Annotated in this window: 19 protein-coding genes; 8 read left to right on the top strand and 11 right to left on the bottom strand. The window is 38.3% G+C overall.

Translation table 11 applies throughout. The features are described from left to right. Positions 1-230: 230 nt before the first annotated feature. The 3 genes from H4J66_RS18875 to H4J66_RS18865 all read right to left on the bottom strand — a co-directional run bounded on the left by H4J66_RS18875 (position 231) and on the right by H4J66_RS18865 (position 3212). On the bottom strand, positions 231-344 hold the full coding sequence (locus H4J66_RS18875) for a DUF3149 domain-containing protein (RefSeq protein WP_310650682.1): 114 nt from the start codon (positions 342-344) through the stop codon (positions 231-233). Positions 345-514: 170 nt separating this feature from the next. Next, complete coding sequence (locus H4J66_RS18870) at positions 515-1237, bottom strand: tetratricopeptide repeat protein (RefSeq protein ID WP_182176440.1); 723 nt, start codon at positions 1235-1237, stop codon at positions 515-517. Between the two features lie 67 nt (positions 1238-1304). Next, positions 1305-3212: an ATP-binding cassette domain-containing protein gene (locus tag H4J66_RS18865; protein ID WP_182176439.1), complete on the bottom strand. Its 1908-nt coding sequence runs from the start codon at positions 3210-3212 to the stop codon at positions 1305-1307. A gap of 102 nt (positions 3213-3314) precedes the next feature. Between H4J66_RS18865 and H4J66_RS18860 the strand changes: the two genes are divergently transcribed. Further along, the gene (locus H4J66_RS18860; protein WP_070374933.1) at positions 3315-3509 is read left to right on the top strand and encodes a YheV family putative zinc ribbon protein; all 195 of its coding nucleotides are present in this window, start codon (positions 3315-3317) and stop codon (positions 3507-3509) included. Between the two features lie 67 nt (positions 3510-3576). Here H4J66_RS18860 and H4J66_RS18855 read toward each other — a convergent pair whose 3' ends face one another. Continuing rightward, complete coding sequence (locus H4J66_RS18855; RefSeq protein ID WP_182176438.1) at positions 3577-3813, bottom strand: SlyX family protein; 237 nt, start codon at positions 3811-3813, stop codon at positions 3577-3579. Positions 3814-3825: 12 nt separating this feature from the next. Next, positions 3826-4824, bottom strand: a complete 999-nt coding sequence (locus tag H4J66_RS18850) for a hypothetical protein (protein ID WP_310650677.1) — start codon at positions 4822-4824, stop codon at positions 3826-3828. Positions 4825-4955: 131 nt separating this feature from the next. Between H4J66_RS18850 and fkpA the strand changes: the two genes are divergently transcribed. From fkpA to H4J66_RS18830, 4 genes are all read left to right on the top strand, one after another. Then, positions 4956-5711 carry an FKBP-type peptidyl-prolyl cis-trans isomerase gene (gene fkpA / locus H4J66_RS18845; protein WP_070374931.1) on the top strand — a complete coding sequence of 252 codons (756 nt, stop codon included), beginning with the start codon at positions 4956-4958 and terminating at the stop codon, positions 5709-5711. A 638-nt stretch (positions 5712-6349) separates the two neighbouring features. Then, on the top strand, positions 6350-8143 hold the full coding sequence (locus H4J66_RS18840) for an assimilatory sulfite reductase (NADPH) flavoprotein subunit (RefSeq protein ID WP_182176437.1): 1794 nt from the start codon (positions 6350-6352) through the stop codon (positions 8141-8143). Continuing rightward, the gene (gene cysI / locus H4J66_RS18835) at positions 8143-9891 is read left to right on the top strand and encodes an assimilatory sulfite reductase (NADPH) hemoprotein subunit (protein WP_182176436.1); all 1749 of its coding nucleotides are present in this window, start codon (positions 8143-8145) and stop codon (positions 9889-9891) included. The genes H4J66_RS18840 and cysI overlap by 1 nt, the downstream gene beginning before the upstream one ends. After that, on the top strand, positions 9884-10660 hold the full coding sequence (locus H4J66_RS18830; RefSeq protein ID WP_182176435.1) for a phosphoadenylyl-sulfate reductase: 777 nt from the start codon (positions 9884-9886) through the stop codon (positions 10658-10660). Before cysI ends, H4J66_RS18830 begins: the two co-directional genes overlap by 8 nt. 684 nt (positions 10661-11344) lie before the next feature. On the opposite strand, the gene H4J66_RS18825 is transcribed toward H4J66_RS18830, so the two are convergent. Further along, the gene (locus tag H4J66_RS18825; RefSeq protein WP_182176434.1) at positions 11345-12259 is read right to left on the bottom strand and encodes a TIGR03899 family protein; all 915 of its coding nucleotides are present in this window, start codon (positions 12257-12259) and stop codon (positions 11345-11347) included. Positions 12260-12525: 266 nt separating this feature from the next. Here H4J66_RS18825 and H4J66_RS18820 point away from each other — a divergent pair, with 266 nt between their 5' ends. Then, positions 12526-14748, top strand: a complete 2223-nt coding sequence (locus tag H4J66_RS18820) for an EAL domain-containing protein (protein ID WP_182176433.1) — start codon at positions 12526-12528, stop codon at positions 14746-14748. Between the two features lie 76 nt (positions 14749-14824). Here the strand turns inward: H4J66_RS18820 and H4J66_RS18815 are convergent, their stop codons facing one another. After that, positions 14825-16003, bottom strand: a complete 1179-nt coding sequence (locus H4J66_RS18815) for an MFS transporter (protein WP_182176432.1) — start codon at positions 16001-16003, stop codon at positions 14825-14827. A gap of 394 nt (positions 16004-16397) precedes the next feature. Between H4J66_RS18815 and fadB the strand changes: the two genes are divergently transcribed. Both fadB and fadA read left to right on the top strand, forming a co-directional pair. Beyond that, complete coding sequence (fadB, locus tag H4J66_RS18810; protein ID WP_182176431.1) at positions 16398-18566, top strand: fatty acid oxidation complex subunit alpha FadB; 2169 nt, start codon at positions 16398-16400, stop codon at positions 18564-18566. A gap of 15 nt (positions 18567-18581) precedes the next feature. After that, positions 18582-19745: an acetyl-CoA C-acyltransferase FadA gene (gene fadA / locus H4J66_RS18805; RefSeq protein WP_182176430.1), complete on the top strand. Its 1164-nt coding sequence runs from the start codon at positions 18582-18584 to the stop codon at positions 19743-19745. Between the two features lie 433 nt (positions 19746-20178). Here the strand turns inward: fadA and H4J66_RS18800 are convergent, their stop codons facing one another. From H4J66_RS18800 to H4J66_RS18785, 4 genes are all read right to left on the bottom strand, one after another. Further along, positions 20179-20718 (bottom strand): GNAT family N-acetyltransferase, encoded by a 540-nt coding sequence (locus H4J66_RS18800; RefSeq protein WP_182176429.1) that lies wholly within the window; start codon positions 20716-20718, stop codon positions 20179-20181. A gap of 2 nt (positions 20719-20720) precedes the next feature. Then, on the bottom strand, positions 20721-21641 hold the full coding sequence (locus tag H4J66_RS18795) for a manganese-dependent inorganic pyrophosphatase (protein ID WP_182176428.1): 921 nt from the start codon (positions 21639-21641) through the stop codon (positions 20721-20723). A 153-nt stretch (positions 21642-21794) separates the two neighbouring features. Further along, complete coding sequence (gene chrA, locus H4J66_RS18790; RefSeq protein ID WP_182176427.1) at positions 21795-22985, bottom strand: chromate efflux transporter; 1191 nt, start codon at positions 22983-22985, stop codon at positions 21795-21797. A gap of 302 nt (positions 22986-23287) precedes the next feature. Continuing rightward, on the bottom strand, positions 23288-24256 hold the full coding sequence (locus tag H4J66_RS18785) for a class 1 fructose-bisphosphatase (protein WP_182176426.1): 969 nt from the start codon (positions 24254-24256) through the stop codon (positions 23288-23290). Positions 24257-24319 lie beyond the last annotated feature (63 nt).

The raw sequence follows: 24319 nt of genomic DNA, 5'->3' as shown, positions 1-24319 counted from the left end.
ATTAAACATTAAATATATACGCCTACAAAACTTTAGGTTGCTACAGACTCCCCTTTGGCAGCTACTGCCCTTAGGGTTATATTTTATAAATTAGCGATTTCAACGTTTAATTAACCTTTTTAAAGATAGTTTTGGTGCTTAAACGTAACAATTTCAGTTGCTGGCTTTATTTAACGGTTAACACCTTAATTTAGACGGTTGCAACTTTATTTAACTTGTAAAGACATTAACTAATTGTTCTCATTGATTTTTTTAAGGAAATAATAAATATAAAAAGCACAAATACCTAAGAGAATGACTAATCCACCAAAAGAATAAAGTACAACAGGATCATTAATAATCATATCGAAAAATTTCATAACAGACTCCATAAAAATAATTGAGTTATAAAAAAATGGCTATAACGTAATGTTATAGCCATTGTAAATCATGGGTTACTTTATGGTTGTGATATAGATCAATGAACCTTGAATTTGCCCCTTAGATTATTGTCTTATTTTTTTGAGTTAAGGTTTTATTGTTTAGCTTTTAATGCTTCTTGTTCGATAATTTGTTGATAAAGTCGGTCAGCCTTTTCCCTTGCCTGAGCTATTTCTAAATTACTGAGTTTTAAAGAGTCCATATCACGACTTTTTCCTGCATTTTTATAACCATTACTGGCGGAAATAATATTCCATATAAAAGACATCTCTACACTTTTCTCAACACCCAAGCCCTCAAAATACATCAGTGCTAAATTAAACTGGGCTAGAGCGTAATTTTGCTTTGCCGCAGTCTCATACCAACGTGCGGCTTTTGGATAGTCTTTATATGTACCTGTACCATTGAAGTACATAACACCAAGATTAAATTGTGCGGCTACAGAGTCTCTAATCGCTGCTCTTTCCATCAGTGCAAAAGCGGTTTTTAAATCTTTTTTAACGATGACTCCCTCAGAATACATCAGCGACAAACTAAATAGTGCGTCGGGGTGATTTTGTGAAGCGGCTAAGGACATTAATTCCAATGCTTTTTTGGGATCTTTTGCAACGCCGTAACCATTTAAATAAATAAGCGCCATTTGATACTGCGCAGGAGAATATTCCTGAGCAACTAAGGGTTCAAATTCATTTATAGCCGCTTTAAAATCGCCACGGTTTAATTCATAAATGCCTTGGTCAAGATCACCTTGATAAGCAAAGCTCGAAACACTGCTTATTATAGATAGACAAAAAAGGGCGAATATTGTTTTTTTCATAACGTTCTCATTATTTTAATCGTATGATTTTTAAGTGTAGCAAGTAATATAATTTAATGATTAATTTTTACAGTGAAGCCTGTAACATAATTTCTTCAATTTGCTCTTCTAATTCGAGCCAATACATTTCATTTTCTTCAACATCTGCTTTGAGTTTAGCTTGTTGCTTAATGAGTACGCCTAAGCGTGCTTTATGTTCACTTTGATATATCTCACTTTCGGCTAATACTCCTTCAACTTCAGCTAATTCAGTTTGCAGCAGCTGCACTTTCTTCTCGTATTTATCAGCTTGTTTTCGCAGCGGAGATGCTTTTTTACGTAATTCAGCTTGGTCTTTGCGTAATTGTTTTTTATCAACAACCTCAAGAGACTTTGCGGGTTTAGTATTTTTCAGTGTTTGTTTTTTGTCTTCATTAAGCCATTGTTGATAGTCATCAATATCACCCGAGAACTCGCTAACTTGGCCATTGGCAACTAAGAAAAACTCATCAACACACGACTCTAATAAAAAGCGATCGTGGGCAATCAAAATAATAGCCCCTTCAAAATCTTGTAAAGCAAAGACGAGTGCTTGACGCATTTCTAAATCAAGATGGTTAGTTGGTTCATCGAGGAGGAGTAATTGCGGCTTTTCATTAACAATTAACGCCAATACCAGACGTGCTTTTTCTCCACCTGACATGGTACTTACCGGAGAGAGTGCTTGGTCGCCAGTAAAACCAAAGCTACCTAAAAAATTGCGCGCTTGTAGCTCTGTAGTCTCAGGTTTAGCACGAACAATATGATCAATCGCACTACTTTGCATATGTAATTGTTCAAGCTGATGTTGAGAGAAGTAACCAACAGTTAAGTCTTGGGCGCAATAACGCTCGCCTTTAATTAAGGCAATATCGCCAGCTAATGACTTTATTAATGTTGACTTACCCGCGCCATTTCGTCCCAAAAGACCGATTCTACTACCGGGTACAAGCGTGAGACCGACATCATGTAAAATAATGGTTTCTGGATTATAGCCACAGGTTGTCTCTTTTAATGCTAATAACGGATAAGGCAATGTTTCCGGTGTTTTGAAACTGAAGGTAAACTGGCTATCGACATGTGCAGGTGCTAAGTCAGGTAATTTTTGTAAACGCTTTAAACGACTCTGAGCTTGTTTTGCTTTACTGGCTTTTGCTCTAAAGCGATCAACGAATGAGGTTAAGTGAGCCACTTCTTTTTGTTGTTTTTGAAATTGAGCATCTTGTTGTGCTAAATGTTCCGCGCGTTGACGCTCAAAGGCGCTATAATTACCCGAATATAATTTTGCTTGTTGATGTTCAATATGAAGAATTTGTTCAATAACGTCATCTAGAAAATCACGATCATGTGAAATAAGCACTAAAGTACCGGTAAAGCGTTTTAACCAACGCTGTAACCAAATTACCGCATCCAAATCTAGATGGTTAGTGGGTTCATCGAGTAAGAGTAGATCTGCGCGGCTAATTAACGCTTGAGCCAAGTTAAGACGCATGCGCCAACCACCAGAAAAATCCTTTACGGCATCACCCAGTTGTTCTTGTAAAAAACCTAAACCATGAAGTAACTCGCTGGCACGAGCGGGTAAACTGTAGCCATTTATGGCATCAATATGGTTGAGAATTAATGCTTCTTGGTTGCCATCATCATTTAATCGAGCTTTCTCAAGTTGTTGCTCAAGTTGACGAAATTCTTTATCTCCGTCCATCACATAATCTAAGGCGGATTGCTCGAGGGCGGGGGTTTCTTGTTTTACTGTTGCGACATCCCAGCCTGAAGGCATATTTACATCACCTCTGTCGGGCTGTAACTCACCTAATAAGGCAGCAAATAAAGAAGATTTTCCACAGCCATTAGCGCCAACTAAGCCAACTTTGTGATTAGGATGAATAGTAAAGCTTGATGATTTTATGAGGTTTTTAGCGCCTCTATCTAAGCTTAAGTCGGTGGCTATGATCATTGTGTGTTATTACTCATTTTAATTTAGGTTGCTATTGTCCTTTTCCTATCGACAAGATTCAAGGTAAAATGATACAACTCGATTTTATTTGGATTGAAACACATGAAAAAAAGATTTATTGCTGGCGCTATTTGCCCAAAATGTAATGCTATGGACACCATGGGATTAACAAAAGAAAATAATGTTGAAAAAGTCACTTGTGTTAGCTGTGGGCATCAAATGTCACAGCCAGAAGAGCATGTCGTTAAAGAAATTCGCCCACAAGAGCAAGTGATTGGTATTTTTAAGCAAGAATAAATCGTTATTTTACCAAGCTGAAATATTTCAGCTTGGTAAATATTTGAATGAAAGTTCAGGTTAAAATTTAATAATGTGGCGGTGGCGGTTCGATATCTTGCGACTGATTTTGACCCGGATTATTATCTTGAACGCGACTTGCGATTAACTTTAGCTGTGCCCTAATGTCTGAAATTTCTAATTGATGAACAGTAAGTTCATTATTCAACTGTTCAATAACATCGTCTTGAAAGGCATTACGAGATTGCAGCGCTTCAACATTTTCTTGTAATTCGATGATTTTTTTTTGTATTTCTGTTGTCATAATTTGGGGTACCTAACGCGACTTTCTTTGCCAAAGCTCAGCGTATCCTGATGAACTTTCGGTGATTATTTGGTTCTTTCCTCGAAAGGAGACACTATACACTACCGCGCCTGCAGCACGTATACTTTCTTTTGGCGTAACTCGCCAGCTGTCAAGTCGCTCTCCGGTTTGTATGCTCCACAGGCTAACTTTTCGAGTTGGGGCTCCGGTTAATAGTTGAGTACCATCATCAGAAAACCTTACTGAGCTAAATATTTCGTGGCGGTTATAGTATTGAAGTTGGCTAACGCGTTTACCTGTTTTTAAATCCCATATGTTTGAAGATTTTTTACTGTCAGCAGTAAAAGCAAACCGACCTTTAGGGTCTAGAGCCACCATAGTAACGCGACTTGGATGATTAAATCGGTAAATAACCTGCCCACTTTCTGTATCCCATACATAAGCTACGTAATCATTGCCTCCTGAAATGGCGATACGGCCATTGGGGAGCATATCAACCGCATTAATTTTTTCTGTATGACCTAAGAACTCTAAGCGACGGCCATTGCTCATGGTAATGTGAACAACGGTGCCATTACTTTTACCGAGTAAAATAAAGTCACCATTATTGGACAAGGCAATATCACGAATCGTTGACTCACGTACTTTCCAATAACCTTCTGATTGGCCTGTTGCTATATTCCACAACGAAAATGCTTCTCGATTTGCGGTCAATGCATGACTATTATTATTGGATATATCGGCTAACAGCACTAAATTATCGCTACTATCTTGCTGTTGTGACCAGCTGTATTTTAATGCATTTTCTTCTATGTCCCATAAACTTAAGCCATGATAAATAGAAGAGACAACACTGTATTTGCCATCATTAGAAATATTAGCTGCATAAGCACCATCTGTAGCATGCTGCCAGCGCTGTACAGGCTTGTCCTCTGCAGGCTGGCAAGCACTGTTCAATAAGGAAAATAGACAGATGAAAAGCAGTGTTAGCTTGTTATTACACTTAATCACAATATTAATACTTTTTTCTTAGTTAATTTATCGTTAGTATAAGCCGCATTGTCTAACAATACATAATATTTAATCAATGGCTTAGGGGGACTTCCTCCAACTGAGTACTAGGTTACGTTAACGGAGAAAAAATGAAATTATTTAAGCCAACTATGTTAGCTATTGCACTTGTGTCAGTGTTTGGCTGTCAAGAAAGTGTAAAACCAACCGAAACAGCACCTGTTTTAGAAACTGAAATGCAAAAACAAGCTTACAGTTTAGGTGCTTCAATTGGTATGTACATGCAAAAGAATCTTGATCAACATGAGAAGTTGGGCGTACCACTTGATCAAGCATTAATTACTCGCGGTTTCATGGACAGTCTTGCTGGCAAATCAATCATTGAGAAAGAAGAAATCCAAGCTCTATTAATGAGCCTTGATGAGCAAATGAAAGCAAAGCAATTAGCAGCAGCAGACGCTGAATCTGAAGCGGCAATTGCTGAAGGCATGAAATTCTTAGAAGAAAATGCTAAGAAAGAAGGTGTACAAGTTACTGAATCAGGTATTCAATACCTTGTTGTAACTGAAGGTGAAGGTGATAAACCTAGCGCTACTGATACAGTAACGGTTCACTATAAAGGTACTTTCTTAAACGGTGAGACTTTTGATAGTTCATATGAACGCAATGAACCAGCAGTATTCCCTTTAAATCGTGTTATCAGCGGTTGGACAGAAGGCGTACAGTTAATGTCAGTGGGTTCAAAGTACACTTTTACTATTCCATCTGATTTAGCTTACGGAAAAAATGGCAATCCGCCACGTATTCCTGGCAACTCAGTATTACAGTTTGAAATTGAATTATTAGACATTCAAAAATCAGCTGAACCAGAAGAAATCACTCAGTAATATTATTACTCTAGTGTTAAGGGAGCCAATTGTGTAAGCAATTGGCTTTTTAATTAAATTTCCCAACAGAAAATATAAAGCCTATCTTTATTATTTATACACTTAATCATTAAATTCTTTTGATGTATTGCTCGTTCATTTTTAAACAGATAAGTATTATATAGCGCGTTTTTCATAAACATATTCTGCGGTAGCTAAATTCGAGGTTAACCTCAGTGAGTCGATGCTAAACATACTAAGCCTTTTAAACTTCCCTGCGGCTAATAAATGCCCACATGAATAACTTCACTATTTCGACTACTGGTTTCTTCGCTAAAACGACTGTTTATCAAGGATAAGTATATTATTAAGCGTCTCACTCAGTTTTGCGGCAATGGCCAAGCCAACCACCCCCAGCATCAATAATTATGCTTCCACTTTTTCGATGAAATCATTTACTCTTTTAATTATTATTAGTGCGGTCATATTTTAGATAAAAGCTAATGAAAATAATAACTTGAAAATTAAACTGATATAAAAAGTCAATATCAGAGTATTCTTATTCTATTTTGGAATAAAAAAGCCTTTTCTATTCTTTTTATTCTCTGCAAAGCCAGTCTATTATTATTTTACTAAATTTTAATGGGCGAATTGACATTATGTTGCCAAACCAACAGAACTTACAGAAAACTATGCTAGATGCTGACCAACTTTCATCATTACAAACCACTATTGGCAGTTACTCTCAGTTGCAACTTGCATGGGCAAGCGGTTACTTAGCGGCTAAATCTGAAGGACCATCGTTAAGCGTTAGCCCTTCAGCTGTCGCTTCTCCTGCGCCTGTGTTAACTATTTTATTTGGCTCTCAAACCGGAAATGCTAAAGGTGTTGCTAAAGCGTTAGCCTTACAAGCACAAGCAGAAGGTCTTACCGTCGACTTAAAAAGTATGAGTGACTTTAAGCCAAAAAGCATTAAAAATCTGACCCACTTATTAATTGTCACCAGTACTAATGGCGAAGGTGAAGCACCCGATGATGCGATTGCTTTACATGAATATTTAGCCTCGAAAAAAGCGCCAAAGCTCGATGATTTACGCTATAGCGTTTTAGCCTTGGGCGATACTAGCTATGAGTTGTTTTGTCAAACGGGCAAAGACTTTGATGATTACTTAAGTAAGCTTGGCGCAAAAAAAATTACCGCACGCGTTGACTGTGACGTTGATTATGAAGCTGATGTAAAAGCATGGTCAGAGACTATTGTTAAAGATGTAAAAGCCTTGTTGGTTAATGATATTGATAGCCACAATGTTGTGGTAATGCCAACACTTGGCGCATCTAGTGAATATACTAAACAGGCGCCTTATGCTGCTGAGTTAAGTTTAAGTCAAAAGATCACTGGTCGTGATTCAGCGAAAGATGTTCGTCATATTGAAATCGATTTAACCGATTCAGGTATCACCTACCAAGCCGGTGACGCTTTAGGTGTGTGGTTTGAAAATGATACAGAGTTAGTCGCTGAACTTATTGCAACACTTGGCTTGTCAGGTCATGAAAACATTGATGTTGGCGGCGAACGTTTATCATTGGAGCAAGCATTAATTTCAACATTAGAAATTACTCAAACAGCCCCTAATTTTATTAGTTTTTGGGCGGATAAATCACAAGATAAAGCTTTACTTATCTTGAGTGAAGATAAAAATGCTGCGCGTGAATATGCGGGTAACCATCAAATTATTGATGTAGTTAAATCGGCTCCGGCGAAAGTAACCGCACAAGATTTCGTTGACGCGCTTAGAAAGATTACTCCACGTTTATATTCCATAGCTTCAAGCCAAGCTGAAGTTGAAGAAGAAGTACACTTAACAGTGGGCCTAGTTGAATATAGCGAGAATGACCAGTTAAGAAGTGGCGGTGCCTCAAGCTTTTTAGGTAAACGCTTAGCCGAAGGCGGCACAGTTAAGGTTTTCATTGAACACAACGATAACTTCCGCTTACCTGAAAATGGCGATACTCCTGTGATCATGATTGGCCCAGGTACTGGTATTGCTCCTTTTAGAGCATTTATGCAAGAACGTGAAGCAAGCGAAGCAAGTGGTGATAACTGGCTGTTTTTTGGTGATCAAACCTTCACTCAAGACTTTTTATACCAAGTGGAATGGCAAGGCTATTTAAAATCAGGCTTGTTAACGCACCTTGATTTAGCCTTTTCTCGTGATCAAGCGGCAAAAATATATGTGCAAGACCGTTTACGTGAAAAAGCCAGTGAGATTTTTGCTTGGTTAGAACGTGGCGCACATTTATATATTTGTGGTGATATGAGCCGTATGGCAAAAGATGTTGAGCTTGCCTTGGTGGATATTATTGCTGAGCATGGTAAGTTGAGTACTGAACAAGCACAAAACTATTTAAAAGAATTACGTAATGCCAAGCGTTTCCAAAAGGATGTTTACTAATGACTACAACAAACAAAGAAATCGTATTAACAGGTCCCGGACCGTTAATTGTAGAAGGTAAACAGGCTGATAACGAACGCTTAAAAGCAGACAGTAATTTTTTACGAGGAACAATTGTTGATGACTTAAAAGATCAAGTCACCGGTGGTTTTACTGCAGATAATTATCATATTATCAGGACTCATGGTATGTATCAGCAAGATGACCGTGATATTCGTGGTGAACGCACCAAGCAAAAGTTAGAACCATTACATAACGTTATGTTGCGTGCTCGTATGCCTGGCGGTATTATTAAGCCAGAGCAGTGGTTAGCTATTGATAAATTTGCTCAAGAAAGTACCTCATATGGCAGTATACGTTTAACAACACGCCAAACGTTTCAATTTCATGGTGTATTAAAGCCAAATATTAAATTAATGCATCAAACATTAAACAGTATTGGTATCGATTCAATTGCGACTGCTGGCGATGTTAACCGTAATGTTTTATGTACTTCTAATCCTATTGAGTCAGAACTTCATCAAGAAGCGTATGAATGGGCAATAAAGATTAGTGAGCATTTACTGCCTAAGACGCGTGCTTATGCAGAGATCTGGCTAGATGGCGAAAAGCTTGAAGGCCCTGAAGGTAAAGAGACACAAGAGCCTATTTTAGGCAGCAACTACTTACCACGAAAATTTAAAACGACGGTTGTTATTCCTCCACAAAATGATATCGACGTTCATGCTAATGATCTCAATTTTATCGCTATTGCTAAAGATGGAAAATTAGTTGGTTTTAATGTACTTGTTGGTGGTGGTTTAGCGATGACCCATGGCGATAAGTCAACTTATCCTCGCAAGGCTGATGATTTTGGCTATGTGGCTTTAGCACATACTTTAGATGTTGCGACCGCTGTTGTAACAACACAACGCGACTGGGGAAACCGAGTTAATCGTAAAAATGCTAAAACTAAATACACGCTTGACCGAGTCGGTGTAGAGACTTTTAAATCGGAAGTTGAAAAACGTGCTGGTATTACGTTTGAAATATCACGTCCTTATGAGTTCACAGAACGTGGCGATCGTATCGGTTGGGTCGAAGGTTTTGATGGTAGACACCACTTAGCATTATTTATTGAGAACGGTCGCCTACTTGATAAACCAGGTAAACCACTTAAATCAGGTGTTGCTGAAATCGCGAAAATTCATAAAGGTGATTTTCGTATGACCGCCAACCAAAACTTAATTGTCGCGGGTGTAGCAACTGAAGATAAAGCACAAATTGAAAAAATTGCCCGTGAATATGGCTTAATGAACGACACGGTTTCAAAGCAACGTAAAGACTCTATGGCTTGTGTATCATTTCCAACCTGTCCATTAGCGATGGCTGAGGCAGAACGCTATTTACCAGGTTTTGTTACCGACGTAGAGAGCATTTTAGCCAAACACGATATGAGTGATGAAAGTATTATTTTACGTGTGACTGGTTGTCCAAATGGCTGTGGTCGTGCGATGTTGGCAGAAATTGGTTTAGTTGGTAAAGGTCCAGGTAAATACAATATGCATTTAGGTGGCAACTTGGCGGGAACGCGAGTACCTAAAATGTATAAAGAAAACTTAAGCGAACAAGATATTCTTGATGAAATGGATGCGCTAGTGGGACGTTGGTCTTCAGAGCGCACCGATAGAGAAGCGTTTGGCGACTTTACTATCCGTACCGGTATTATCGCAGAAGTGAAAAATAGTAAGCGAGATTTTCATGACTAAGCCTATTATTAATAGTGCTGAGGTTGCTGCGGCAAAAGCACCCATTAATAACCGTTTTCCGGCCTCTTTACCTAAGCCTTGGCTTAACCAGTGGAACGAGTTATTAGAACAGCAAACCGCAACTGAACGAGTTGAGTGGTCGATGGAAAATTTACCATCTCAGTTTGTTTTGTCTTCTAGCTTTGGCATTCAATCTGCAGTTATGTTGCATATGTTGACGCAAGTCGATGCGAATATCCCAGTGATTGTTACCGATACTGGGCACTTATTTCCTGAAACTTATCAGTTTATTGAACAGCTCAACGAGCGTTTAAAATTGAATTTACACGTTTATAGCGCGACAGAAAGTGCCGCATGGCAACAAGCAAAATATGGCGAAGAATGGGCAAAAGATGAAACATCACTTAAAGCTTATAATCGCCGTAATAAAGTTGAGCCACTAGAACGTGGTTTACATGAACTCAATGCCGCGACATGGTTTTCTGGCGTGCGTCGTCAGCAATCAGAGCATCGTGAAGGCCTGTCTGTGGTCAGTATTTTACGCGGTCGTTTTAAAGTACATCCTATTATTGATTGGAGTAATAAGGATGTACATGAATACCTAACTAAGCATAACTTGCCCTATCATCCGTTATGGGACCAAGGCTATGTATCGGTTGGCGACACACACAGTACACAGCCATTAACGTTAGGTATGAATGAAAGTGAAACCCGGTTTTCTGGCATGGCCAGAGAATGTGGTTTACATACTGACGGTGACGGTATTTAAATAACACACAACTTAACGTTTACGATTAAGGACAAACATCTTAGATGCTTGTCCTTTTTTATGTTGGCTACTTTTTGTCGGGGAAAAATGCATTTCAGTATCTGTATTTGGAACTTGAAGCTTAGTGACTCGATTTACTAGATAGTGGCAGGGTCTGATGTGCACTCTTTTCGTCATGCTGAACTTGCTTAAGTCTCTGAATTCGAAACTTGAAGTTTAGTGACGCGATTTGTTCGATAGTGGCAGGATCTGATGTGTACTCTTGTCGTCATGCTGAACTTGTTTCAGTATCTGAATTCGAAGCTTGAAGTTTAGTGACAAGATCTGTTCGATAGTAGAAAGGTCTGATGTGCACTCTTGTCGTCATGCTGAACTTGTTTCAGTATCTGTATTCGTATTTTTAAGTACAGATCCTGAAACAAGTTCAGGATGACGGGGTGATAGCAGGATGATAGGGCTTATAGCAAGATGACGGGGCTGGTAACTTTATTCGGAGTTTGAAGCTTAGTGACGAAATCTGTCGATAGTGGCAGGATCTGATGTGCACTCTTGTCGTCATCCTGAAACAAGTTTAGGATGAAGGGGGGTAGCAGGATGATAGGGCTTATACCAGAATGACTTTGCTTGTAGCAGTATAGGAAGTTTTATCAGTATCTAGATTGATGGCTCTCAAACCACCAATCCTTATCCCTCTATAATTGAAAAGTTTTCGCTTAATGCACTTTTTAAATGCTGTAAATAAGCATCATCAATATTATCGCTGATCAGACGTGCTAGTTCGCTGCCTATCGGTGTAAATTTATAAAACTTCAGTACACAAGATGATTTTTTTGCGGTGAGTGTTAATGGCTTTCCGTTAAAGTTAAAATGGAACGACTCTGACTTGTTCATTGGGCTAGATTCTGTCTCTTGAATAAAAACCAGATGATTATCGGCTAGAATTAATAAATCAGCATAGCTCAATGAAAATTGGTTAAAAGGTATATTCTGTTCTCTATTTTTATTAAAAAAGTTTAGTAAGCCAGGTGTCTGATAGGCTCCTGAAATAATACGTATATTTCTTTTGGTTTGTTCTGTTACCGCTAAACTACACGCCTTTGCTAACAATTTCGCTTCCGTGATACTCATGGCACGAAAAACTTTGAGGGTTTTAGTGGAAAATGAACCGGGTTGTGATATTTCCCCTGCTAGTATTTTTGCCCACAAATTTTGCATGGTGGTATTACTGACATCTTCGGCGAGTTCGGTAAAGGTACTAAACCAATCAGCGTCTGCTTTATGGGTAAACTCGGTAGCAGAACAGTAATTTACTGACTTTTTTATAATAGCTTCAAGATTCTCTTGCTTTCGTAATGTGGTAATTCGTGCTCTTTTTTGGGTTCTTTCTTCTAATGGCATTTGTTTTTCTGAAGAAATTAAGCCACCATCAAGTACAAAGTTTTTAGCTAAGGCAAGCAGTTGCATTTGGGAAGAAACACCGGCATTTTTTTTATTGCTGCTATTTTTAGCCGTAGATTCTGTTGTTTTTATTACTTCAGTGTTAACCGGTTCCTCAGCAATAACCAGCGGTGCAGTTGAGGGGTCGTTGATGTCTTTCATAAAAATTACCGTAACTAATATATTATTTTCATTACTATTTTTTCTAAGCATACGCTGGAAAATTAAAATCAGCAATATTCTCTTTATTCATCTAAACTTAACATAAATTAAGGAAGCAATTGAAGTTATGAATATAATTGTAATTCTAGGTTGAATATTATTTAACTGACTCTTATTATGTAGTTTATTGGGAATATGATTCATAATAAAATATGATATGAAAAAAACCTTAATCAGTAGTGTTTTTCTGGTTAATTGAGGACGATATGCAGGCTTCTGAAAATAATAATGACGACTTTTTATTTATTGACGATAGTGATGAAGATGAAATTCTAAATGATGGCAGTGCTGAAACGTGGAAGGTTCTGATTGTTGATGACGATCCCGAAATTCACTCTGTTACTCAGTTAGCACTCTCAGATCTCGTCGTCTTAGGTAAAAATCTAGAGTATATACATGCTTACTCTGGGCGTGACGCATGTCAGCTTATTGAAGAACACGAGGACATCGTTTTGGTATTACTCGATGTTGTTATGGAAACGGATGATGCTGGCTTAAATGTTGTAAAACATATTCGAGAAACTTTATCTCGCCAAGATATACGCATTGTTCTGAGAACCGGTCAACCAGGCTATGCTCCTGAAGAAAGTGTTATCAAAGATTATGATATCAATGACTATAAAACCAAAACAGAGTTAACTCGTCGCAAATTAGTGACTACCGTTTATGCGGCTGTTCGTTCATATCAACAAATTCATTCGGTCAATCAAAACCGCTTGGGCCTCGAAAAAATAATTAGTGCCACTGCTCATTTACTTGAACTGCACAGTATTCATGAATATGCAGAAGGTGTGTTGTCGCAATTAATTAAGTTAAGTAAAAGCCATTGCAGTGTTTTTTGTGCTCGCGGACAAGGTATTATTGAGGGCTCTGACGATTTAAGCTTGCATGTGTTAGGTCAAATCGGTCATAACGCCAAACTGATTAATCAAAAAATTTCATGCTTCGATAGAGACTCAGCACATGATCGCATGAGTAGCTGTTTCACTCAAAAACAAAATCATTATGGTAGTAACTTTGCGGTACTCTATTTAGCAAGCGGTGGTCATCGAGCGGTTATTTATCTTGAAGTTGAGCAAGAGTTAACTGAGCTTCAAATACAGTTAATCGAAGTGTTTTTAGCCAATGTCGCCATCGGTTATGAAAATGTTCATCTTTTTCAAAAGCTACGTAATGCTGCCTATCGTGACTGGCTGACTGAGCTGCCAAATCGTTTAGAGTTTGTTAAGTTACTCGACAAATTTAGTCAATCCGACGAACCCAATCTTGTTGCCGCTTTAATAGATATAAATCACTTTAGCGATATTAATGATGGCTTAGGACAAGATTTAGGTAATAAGCTGTTACTCGCTGTTACCGAGCGCATGAAAGAACTAGGAAAAAATTGTCAGCTTGCTCGAATGGGTGCCGATGTTTTTGGTGTAATTGGTCCGGCAGAAAGTGTAAACCCTGACAAGTTAATGTCTTTATTTCATCGTTCGTTTACTGCGGGAGAACAACTATTACCTGTAACGGCATGTTTTGGGTTGTGCTCAAAAAGTAGTGCCGGTTCGCAAGGGGTAAAAGTTCTTAATCAAATAAACATCGCCTTGAATCTAGCTAAGAAAAGTAATCACGGAAATTTTGTTTATTACAAAAAAGAAATGGAAGATGAAACACTTTGGCGTTTAGGTATGATTAGGCAATTACGCACTGATTTTGCAGATAATCGTTTAGAACTTTGGTATCAGCCTCAGCTTAGCTTAATTACCGGCAAGGTTATTGGCGCTGAAGCATTATTGCGCTGGCGAACCGCCGAAGGAAAATTTATTTCACCGGCTGTGTTTATTCCTCTAGCAGAATATTCAGGGTTAATTGTAGAAATTGGTGATTGGGTTATTAATCAAGCCTGTAAACAAATAAAGGTATTAGAGCAGCAGAAATTCGAACATGTTGGTATTTCTGTTAACGTTTCTATCCCGCAATTTAAACGAGATAACTTCGTTGACAGTATCATTCAAGCGACGATTAATCATGATGTTAAACCAAGTAAGCTTGAATTAGAGATCACTGAAAATATTTTAATGGATGAGCCACAAGTTGTTATTGATGCATTAGTTAAGTTGAAAGCTGAAGGTATCAGCATTGCGCTTGATGATTTTGGTACGGGCTATTCATCAATGAGTTATTTGCAAAAACTACCGCTTGACCGTTTAAAGGTCGACCGTTCATTTATTACGGGTATTGCAGAGCCGGGGCAGTCATTGATTGCAGATACGATTATTAATCTCGGTAAGCAAATGAACTTAAAAGTTATTGCTGAAGGTATCGAAAAGGAAGAACAACAAGCGCATTTAATCGCTCAAGGGTGTGACGAAGTACAAGGTTTCTTTTATGCTAAACCTATGCCTGCTGATGAGTTTTTAACCTTCTTACGTAACAATAAGTAATAAATACTGATCGTTGCTAGCTTGAATAAATTAAAGCCGAGATATAATGTCTCGGCTTTTTTATGAGCTAATATAATTAAGATGTTTCTTGGTATCTAAACTCGATGCCTTTCCTTGGATGGCATGGAATAAAGTGCGATAAAATCAAAGAACAACCAGCAAAGCCTGCACCAATATAAAAGACCCATGACGGGTTATAAATCCACACTAAACCAAGCAATGCCGGAATAACCACAGCGGCAATATGATTAATGGAAAAACTAACACCAGCACTTGATGCTAAATCTTCAGGCTTGGCTATTTTTTGGAAGTAGGTTTTAATTGCAATAGCTAAAGCAAAAAACAAATGATCTATCACATATAAGCTTGCTGCAATCGTCGAGTTTTCGACAAAACCATAGGCAATAAAGATAGTAATTAAACCGATATATTCAAATTTAAGCACCCGACGTTCACCAATCATGCCGATTAACTTGCCTATTTTTGCTGCGAATAACCAATTAAAAACATAGTTTATTAAGAATAATGCACTGATATCCGCAACGCTATAGCCAAATTTTTCCACCATTAAAAAACCTGCGAATACAGTAAATATTTGCCGACGCGCACCACTAAAGAAGGTCAAGGCGTAAAACAACCAATAACGTTTACGTAGTATCAGGCGTTTTTCTTGTTCGACCTTAACGGGAAACTCTTTAAAAGAAAGTGCCAAACAAATAGTGAGCACTAGGCCGAGTCCACCAAATAAAGCATAAGTACTTTGATAAGACCAGGTGAACTTTTCTATCATCAACCAAATACTGCTAAAAGCGAGTAGTGATGCAGCTGATTTTACCGATAATAAACGCCCTAAAAAGTGGGCTGTTTTATCTTTATCAATCCATTGCATGGTTAACGATTGGTTCACGGTTTCAAAGTAATGAAAACCAATAGACATAATAACAGTGGTGAGATACAAGCCTAAAACAGAAGGAAAAAATCCGGTCATTATTACCCCAATAGCGGTAACGGCTAATGAAATAACGGCTAGTTTTTGTTCTTTAATAAACAGTAGTACATAAATAACGGTAAAGGCTAGAAATCCAGGTATTTCACGGAGACTTTGTAAAATGCCAATTTCTTTACCGGTAAAACTGGCCTTTTCGATAACAAAATTATTGAGTAAAACCATCCAAACGCTAAATATTAGCGGCATAATAAATGCCATGGCGAGCAATAAATTCTCTGGTTTGTTCAGGCGTTCTTTAATTGACATTATTTTCCAATATTTGAGGCTGTAAATGCAGTCTGAATTGAAACAAATTATTACAGTTCAGCAGTATATGATCAAAATTTAAAACTATATATTGTTACGCTAGCTATTTTACCTTTATTTATTAGATAAAAGTAATGGCATTAACAGGGATTAATTTTTATGGAGTGTAATAAGTGATCAAGATCGATAACATCAATACCGCGAGCCATTCTTTCTGTTTTAGTTAAAAAACCATAGATTAATACACCTAATTAAAACGCCTGTTTAAAAAATTTGCATTTATTTTTCTTTCAAGGCACACTCAATCGTCTATTATTATAAAAACTGATCAGTTAAGTTATTATTTAATTGAGTTCAGACCCTAATTTTATCCCACTAAACGAGGAAACTAGGCATGTTATTTCAAGGTCAAAACCTTTCTGCCGAATTACTGAATGACGGCATCGTTGAATTTAAATTTGACGCACAAGGCTCAGTGAATAAGTTCGATCAGGAAACTTTTAAAGAATATATTGAAGTGGTTGCCGCGATTAATAATTGTAGCGATGCGAAAGGCGTTTTAGTGACGTCTGGAAAGTCTAACTTTATTGTTGGTGCGGATATCACTGAATTTTTAGCAATGTTTAAACTGCCAGAAGCGGAACTTGTTCCTTGGATCAAAGGTGGTTCAGACGTTTTTGACTCATTTGAAGACATTAATTTGCCAACAGTTGTTGCGCTTAATGGTTTTGCTTTAGGTGGCGGTTGTGAAATGAGCTTAGCTTGTGACTACCGTATTGCTGATACAACATGTTCAATAGGTTTACCTGAGGTTAAATTAGGTCTTATTCCTGGTTTTGGTGGCACAGTGCGCTTACCCAGAATTATTGGCGCTGATAACGCGGTTGAATGGATGTCTACCGGTAAAGCCTTTAAACCAGAACAAGCTATGGCTGTCGGTTTATTGGATGCTGTTGTTGCCCCTGAGCATTTGCGTGAAGCGGCTATTAGCATGCTTAAAGAAGCAATGGCAGGCAAGTTAAATTGGCAAGCTAAACGTCAACAGAAACTCGACGCGCTAAAACTTAGCCCTGTTGAATCAATTATGACCTTCAATACGTGTAAAGGTATGATCGCCGCTAAAGCCGGTAAACATTACCCTGCACCAATGATGATGGTAAAAACTATCGAAGCTGCAGCTCTGCTCGGTAGAACAGAAGCGATGCTTATTGAAAATGCTAACTTTGCTAAACTTGCTAAAACTGATGCTGCTACCGCGCAAATTGGCTTGTTTATGGCAGACCAAGTGGTTAAAGGCAAGGCAAAGAAAGCCGCTAAAATGGCAACTAAACAAGTGAATAAAGCCGCTGTATTAGGTGCTGGCATTATGGGCGGTGGTATTGCTTACCAGTCTGCCTATAAAGGTACGCCAATCATCATGAAAGACATTAATGATGCGGCACTGGATTTAGGTTTAAATACCGCTGCTGGCATTTTAACGAAACAAGTTGAACGTGGTCGCATGAATGTTAAGACTATGGCTGGTGTGTTAAATAACATCACACCAACACTTAGCTACGATAGTGTTAAAGATGTTGATATTGTGGTTGAAGCCGTAGTAGAAAACCCTAAAGTAAAAGGTATGGTACTTGCTGAAGTAGAAAGTTTTCTTTCTGAGGATGCGATTTTAACCTCTAACACCTCTACAATTTCTATCGATTTGTTAGCGCAAAGTGTAAAGCGTCCAGAAAACTTCTGTGGTATGCATTTCTTTAATCCGGTAAACAAAATGCCATTGGTTGAAGTTATTCGTGGTAAAGCAACTTCTGAAGAAACTGTTGCAGCTGTTGTTGCTTACGCCGCTAAAATGGGTAAGTCACCGATTGTTGTTAACGATTGCCCTGGCTTTTATATCAACCGTGTTTTATTCCCATATTTTGCTGGCTTTAGCCAATTAATGCTTGAAGGCGTTGATTTTGCAGCTGTTGATAAAATTATGGAAAAACAATTTGGTTGGCCAATGGGCCCAGCATACTTACTTGATGTTGTTGGTGTTGATACCGCTGATCACTGTACGGGTGTCATGTCATCTGGCTTTCCTACGCGTATGGCAAAAATCGATAATGACCCAGTAAGCACTTTATATAGTAATAAGCGCCTTGGTCAGAAAAATGGCAAAGGCTTTTATGATTACGGTCAAGACAAGCGCGGCCGTCCAACAAAAGTAGCTTCTGCTGATGCTTACGCATTGTTTGAAAGTACCTGTGCAGACAAAAAAGAATTCAGTAGTGAAGAAATTATTGCTCGCTTAATGATCCCTATGGTCAATGAAGTGGTGCGTTGTTTAGAAGAAGGTGTTGTTGATACTGCCGCTGAAGCTGATATGGGCTTAATTTACGGTATTGGCTTCCCACCGTTTAGAGGTGGTGCCATTCGTTATTTAGAAACGTTAGGTTTAACTAACTTTATTGCTATGGCTGATAAATATGCGCATTTAGGTGAAATTTATCAGGTAACTGACGGATTACGCGCAATGGCTAAATCAGGTAAATCTTATTTCAACACCGACGTAAAAACAGCATAAGCTAAGGAGAAGAACATGAAAGAAGTAGTCATTGTAGATTGTATTCGTACACCAATGGGACGCTCTAAAGCTGGCGTTTTTCGTAACGTTCGTGCTGAAGGTTTATCAGCACATTTAATGCAGCAATTATTAGTGCGTAACCCTAATTTAGACCCTTCATTAATTGAAGATATTATTTGGGGCAACGTTAAGCAAACTAAAGAACAAGGTTTTAACATTGCGCGTAATGCACAGTTATTAACTGACATTCCAAAAACAGTTGGCGCGGTAACGGTTAACCGTTTATGTGGTTCATCAATGCAAGCTTTGCATGATGCAACAACTAACATCATGTGTGGCCAAGGTGATGTCTTTATCGTTGGTGGTGTTGAGCACATGGGACACGTTCCTATGATGTACGACGTCGATTTTGATCCAGCCTTGAGTAAGTATATTTCTCGTGCAGCTGGCAATATGGGTTTAACCGCTGAGTTACTCGGTAAGCAGTTTGGTATTACCCGTGAACAACAAGACGCTTTTGCGGCACGCTCACACAGAAAAGCTTATGAAGCACAACTTGCTGGTCGTTGGGACAATGAAATTGTTGCCACTCAAGGACACGATGCAATGGGCGCGTTAATATTAGTTGAACATGATGAAGTTATTCGTCCAGAAACAACGATTGAAACGCTTGCCGGTTTACGCCCAGTGTTTGATCCAGTTAACGGTACAGTAACGGCAGGTACTTCTTCAGCGTTGTCTGATGGTGCATCAGCAATGTTAGTGATGTCAGCTGATCGTGCAAAAGAGCTTGGTTTAACCCCTCGTGCACGTATTCGTGGTATGGCGGTTGCAGGTTGTGATCCGTCTACTATGGGCTTTGGTCCTGTTCCAGCAACGAAAAAAGCATTGAAACGTGCAGGTTTATCTTTAGCTGATATCGAATTAGCTGAATTTAACGAAGCCTTTGCGGCGCAAGCTTTATCGTGTGTTAAATCTCTAGGCTTAGAAGACCGAGCTGAAGATATGATTAACTTAAACGGTGGTGCTATCGCCTTAGGTCATCCATTAGGGTGTTCTGGCTCGCGTATCACGGGTACTTTATTGAACCTAATGGAAGGTCAAGATGTCAGCATAGGTTTAGCGACTATGTGTATTGGTTTAGGACAAGGTATTGCAACGGTAATTGAACGCGTTTAATTGTAAAATTTAACGGCATATCATCAAGATAAAAAAACTCACTTCGGTGAGTTTTTTATGCCTGTTTTGAAAAGCATCTCGACAAAATCGCACTTTATATCTACTGATTACTCAGTGCATAAATTAATTGATTATAAAGGGAATATACAGAAAATGATGTGGGACGATTGCTTACAATATTAACGAATTAACGCGACCATACTTGGTCAGAAACAATTAAAGTTGAGTTAGATATCTCAACGCATAGTCGTTGTTATCGGTTTTATGATGATCAACCCATTAAAATTATGCCTTTACCTCAGGTATTAGCATATAAATTATCAGATAAATGAACAGAATTTACTCAGGTTTATTCGAGCAAGAACAAGCTATTTAAAATACTTTTTCAGGAACTGACAGAAATTCGGCGACTGCTAATGTAGAACATTAACGGTTAGGTATTTTGAAGCTGATAGTAAGCGACTGTACATTCAAATAATGGGTCAATATGAAGATATGTTTTAAGATATGACATACCTATTTTTTTCATTACGCCTATTGAAGCTAGATTATTTTCGTCGGCAATGGCGCTAAATTTCTCGTATTCAGGATTGATGGCTAAAGCATCTTTAATATGTTGAGCCGCTTCACTGGCAAAACCTTGACCCCATGATGTTTGAAAAAATCGCCAACCGAGTTCTAGGTTATCAAACTCAGGTAAGGCAGAGAAAAAATTCATCGGTCGCACAAGTACCCAGCCAATATACTGATCCGTTTCAGTGATATTAACTTGCCATAATCCCCAACCTTTAGTTGGACTTAGGTATTTTTGCATACGAGGCAATAACACGTTTGTAATGGTCTCGCGTGACGACGGGTTACCATCACTGATAAAACGCATCACTTCTGGGTCTTGGTCAAGTTGATACAATAACTCTGCATCGTCAGCAGACATTAATCTGTAGCTTAGCCGTGCAGAGTTATTGATTTTCATTTTTAAGCTAATGAATCTTGTAGAGGTGGTACAACTTGTTTTTTACGGCTCAATACGCCATCTAACCATACTTTACCGTCAACAAGTGGTTTGCCATAAGCTTTTTCTGTTAAATCAGCATTGTCGCTAATAACTAACATTTCAGAGCCTTCTTTCATAATGTCTGTCAGTAATAATAAAACCGTGTGTCGGCTACCTTCGGCTTTTAATTTTGCAATGTCAGCAAATAATTCAAGCTTCATATCATCAAAGATGGCGAGGTCAAGTACTTCCAATTGACCGATACCCACTAAGTTGCCATGCATGTTAAAGTCTTTAAAATCACGTAAGACTAGGTCACGTATAGGCGTACCCAATACGGCAGATTTTACCTCAAACATTTCCATACCCAAGGCTTTTGCGTCGCTAATGCCTGCAATTTCAGCTAATGCTTCAACACATTTTATATCAGCAGTGGTACAGGTGGGTGATTTAAAAATAACCGTATCAGACAAAATAGCGCACATCATTGCACCAGCAATATTTTTTGGAATTTCTACATCATAGAAATCGTACATCATTTTAATGATGGTATTGGTACAGCCAACAGGACGAACCCAAATTTCTAATGGGGTAGATGTAGTAATATCGCCTAATTTATGATGATCAATAATACCTAATATTGTCGCTTCATCGATATCATCAGGTCCTTGAATACGGTCTGAATGGTCAACAATATAGATACCTTCGCCTGCAAAACTTGTTTTTAATTCGGGTTGCTCAAAACCAAATTTGTCTAAAATAAATAAAGTTTCTGGTGAAAGCTCTCCTAAACGAGCTGGGACGGTTTCTTCACCTAGCGTGGTTTTTAAATAGGAAAGGGCGATAGCTGAACAGATTGAATCTGAATCAGGTGTTTTGTGTCCAACAGCATAATTAGGCATAAGTTTTCTCGTATTAGCGTTTATATTGAGGCTATATTTTACATTGGCGATATTTTAGCAAATAAACCATGGCGGTGAAAAGTTAAAGCTTACATTATCGGCACTAAATCATATCAATAGCACTCAGGCGCTTATTACTCTGCAATATCCGACTTAGTAGAATTGCGTTAATAAACCAACGCCAACAAATGTCACCACTAAAACAATAATAGGCAGTTTGACTATGCGTAATAAATAAAAACCAATAAGCACAGAAAATAAGTCAAATAGTGAACTAACAGCACTAGTAAAAATAGGGTGATAAAGCGCAGAAAATAATAGGCCAACCACAGCGGCATTTACCGCCATAATCGCACCGGCGACTTTTGGCTTTGTTGCTAATGATTGCCAAGTACTTTCAAAGGTGAGTACCAATAAAAATCCAGGTAAAAATATTGCTAAGGTTGCGACTGTCGCTCCTATTAAAGGGGCTTGTGGAAATAGCTCTGCACCCAGAAAAGTCGCTAAGGTAAACATTGGGCCAGGAACGGCTTGCGCTGCGGCATAACCGGTAAGAAAAACATCGTTCGATAACGCTTCACCAATTGTTTGTTGTAACAGTGGCAAGACGACGTGTCCGCCACCAAAGACCATACTACCCGCTTGAAAAAACTGATTGAATAAGACCATGATCTTGGCTGAGTCAATCGGTGCTCCAAATACGGTTGCTAGTGGTAAAGCAAAGACGATGATTAAGAACAACATCAATGGCAGTATTTTAAACTGTCTTGAGGTTAGAGCTGAGGGTTGGGCAACTTCAGTGGTGACTGATTTTAACGATGGATTAACAAAAAAACCAAAGCTTGCTGCGATAGTCAGTATGAAAATTTGCGTCGTTAAACTCGGTAACGTGATTAAAGTAATCGCTGCTATACCCGCAATAAGTCTGTGGGTGTTATTATTACAGAAACTTTTAAACATAGTTAAGCAAGCGTCAGCCACTACCACCACAGCCAGTAATTTTAAACCACTTATAACATGAAAAACCCAAGGTTGTTCAGCGCCGCTAATATTAGTGGCGAGTAAATAGATAAGAATAAATGACGGTAAGGTAAAGCCGATAAATGCGGCAATGCCGCCAGGCAGTCCAGCTTGCCTCAATCCAATAGCAAAACCTAATTGACTAGAGCCAGGGCCCGGTAAAAATTGGCTTAACGAGATTAAATTTGCATAACTTGTTTGATCTAACCACTTTAGTTTATCGACAAATGTTTTTTGAAAATAGCCAATATGTGCGGCAGGTCCACCAAAACTGATACAACCTAAAAAAAGAAAACGCCAAAATACTTCAAATAGTTTTTTCATAACAATGTCGTTAAAAGCCAGTCAATTATATTAACTATTATATCGTAAAAGTATGAAGGGAATATTAAATTTAACGGTAAAAAAGCTCAATGAATTGAGCTTTTTTACCGACATAAGAAAATGTTAGTGACTTTTAATAATCTAAACAGGCTTCATCTTTGTTTTTAGAAACTTGCTAATTGGACTTCGACATGTTGATGCATGCTAATTTTTATTATTTGTAATAAGCTAAACAGGCTTCATCTTTGCTTTTAGAAACCTGTTAATTGGACTTCGACATGTTGATGCATGCTAATTTTTTATTATTTGTAATAAGCTAGACAGGCTTCTACTTCGTTTTTTGAGCCCATAATTACTTCGACACGCTGATGAATGCTATTCGGTTCCATATCCATAATGCGTCCTTCACTGGTCATTGCCAGTCCACCGGCTTGTTCAATGAGAAAACTCATTGGATTCGCTTCATACATTAAGCGTAGCTTGTGTGGTTGTTGCGGGTTTTTACTGTCTTGTGGATAAGTAAAAATACCACCACGTGTTAATACACGATGAATGTCACCAACCATAGCGGCAATCCAACGCATATTGAAATTTTTGCCACGAGGGCCGGTATCACCAGCAAGTAAATCACTAATGTAATTCTGCATAGGCGCTTGCCAAAAACGTTGATTTGACATGTTAACAGCAAATTCTTGTGTGTCCGTAGGCACTTGAACATTACGTTCAACTAATAAAAAACCACCATGGGTACGGTCAAGTACATAAAAGTGTGTGCCGTTACCCGTAGTCATTACCAACATAGTTGACGGACCATATAAGACATAACCCGCACAAAGTTGTTTGTTACCCGCTTGCTTAAACATGTCTGGATCACTAGCATCCATATCACTTGGTGCTTCATGAATAGAGAAAATTGTGCCAATTAATGAGTTGATTTCGATATTAGAGCTGCCATCAAGTGGATCGAAAGAAACTAGATACTTGCCATTTTTTTCACCTGCAACAGAGCTATCTTCTTCTTCAGAAGAAATCGCTTTAACAAAACCAGACTCTAATAAAATATCTTTAAGTAATTCATTTGCAACAACATCTAATTCTTTCTGCACTTCACCTTGAATATTTTCATCCGAAGTTGAACCCATCAAGTCACTTAAGTGACCTTGGCTAACACGAAATGAAATTTCTTTAGTTGCCGCTAAAATCGTTTTGATCAGCGAAATTAAATCGAGTGGAACATTATCTTGACGTAAAGCTGGTGCTAGTCGTTGCATCGGGTTACCTAATTGATTTAGAGTAAGACTCTTAAAAATTGAGTCATAAAATTGTTGGTTATT

The organism is Colwellia sp. MB3u-55 (genome assembly GCF_014076785.1).
Classification (GTDB): Bacteria; Pseudomonadota; Gammaproteobacteria; order Enterobacterales; family Alteromonadaceae; genus Colwellia_A.
The sequence above is the reverse complement of the archived record's forward strand: the minus strand, read 5'-3'. Positions and strand labels throughout refer to the sequence as shown.

Coding starts and splice junctions, on each gene's coding strand:
- H4J66_RS18815 (WP_182176432.1), bottom strand. CDS start 16,003: ATGTCAATTAAAGAACGCCTGAACAAACCAGAGAATTTATTGCTCGCC.
- H4J66_RS18800 (WP_182176429.1), bottom strand. CDS start 20,718: ATGAAAATCAATAACTCTGCACGGCTAAGCTACAGATTAATGTCTGCT.
- fkpA (WP_070374931.1), top strand. CDS start 4,956: ATGAAATTATTTAAGCCAACTATGTTAGCTATTGCACTTGTGTCAGTG.
- H4J66_RS18875 (WP_310650682.1), bottom strand. CDS start 344: ATGATTATTAATGATCCTGTTGTACTTTATTCTTTTGGTGGATTAGTC.
- H4J66_RS18830 (WP_182176435.1), top strand. CDS start 9,884: ATGACTAAGCCTATTATTAATAGTGCTGAGGTTGCTGCGGCAAAAGCA.
- H4J66_RS18825 (WP_182176434.1), bottom strand. CDS start 12,259: ATGAAAGACATCAACGACCCCTCAACTGCACCGCTGGTTATTGCTGAG.
- H4J66_RS18795 (WP_182176428.1), bottom strand. CDS start 21,641: ATGCCTAATTATGCTGTTGGACACAAAACACCTGATTCAGATTCAATC.
- H4J66_RS18820 (WP_182176433.1), top strand. CDS start 12,526: ATGCAGGCTTCTGAAAATAATAATGACGACTTTTTATTTATTGACGAT.
- fadA (WP_182176430.1), top strand. CDS start 18,582: ATGAAAGAAGTAGTCATTGTAGATTGTATTCGTACACCAATGGGACGC.
- H4J66_RS18870 (WP_182176440.1), bottom strand. CDS start 1,237: ATGAAAAAAACAATATTCGCCCTTTTTTGTCTATCTATAATAAGCAGT.
- H4J66_RS18840 (WP_182176437.1), top strand. CDS start 6,350: ATGTTGCCAAACCAACAGAACTTACAGAAAACTATGCTAGATGCTGAC.
- cysI (WP_182176436.1), top strand. CDS start 8,143: ATGACTACAACAAACAAAGAAATCGTATTAACAGGTCCCGGACCGTTA.
- chrA (WP_182176427.1), bottom strand. CDS start 22,985: ATGAAAAAACTATTTGAAGTATTTTGGCGTTTTCTTTTTTTAGGTTGT.
- H4J66_RS18785 (WP_182176426.1), bottom strand. CDS start 24,256: ATGCAACGACTAGCACCAGCTTTACGTCAAGATAATGTTCCACTCGAT.
- H4J66_RS18860 (WP_070374933.1), top strand. CDS start 3,315: ATGAAAAAAAGATTTATTGCTGGCGCTATTTGCCCAAAATGTAATGCT.
- fadB (WP_182176431.1), top strand. CDS start 16,398: ATGTTATTTCAAGGTCAAAACCTTTCTGCCGAATTACTGAATGACGGC.
- H4J66_RS18855 (WP_182176438.1), bottom strand. CDS start 3,813: ATGACAACAGAAATACAAAAAAAAATCATCGAATTACAAGAAAATGTT.
- H4J66_RS18865 (WP_182176439.1), bottom strand. CDS start 3,212: ATGATCATAGCCACCGACTTAAGCTTAGATAGAGGCGCTAAAAACCTC.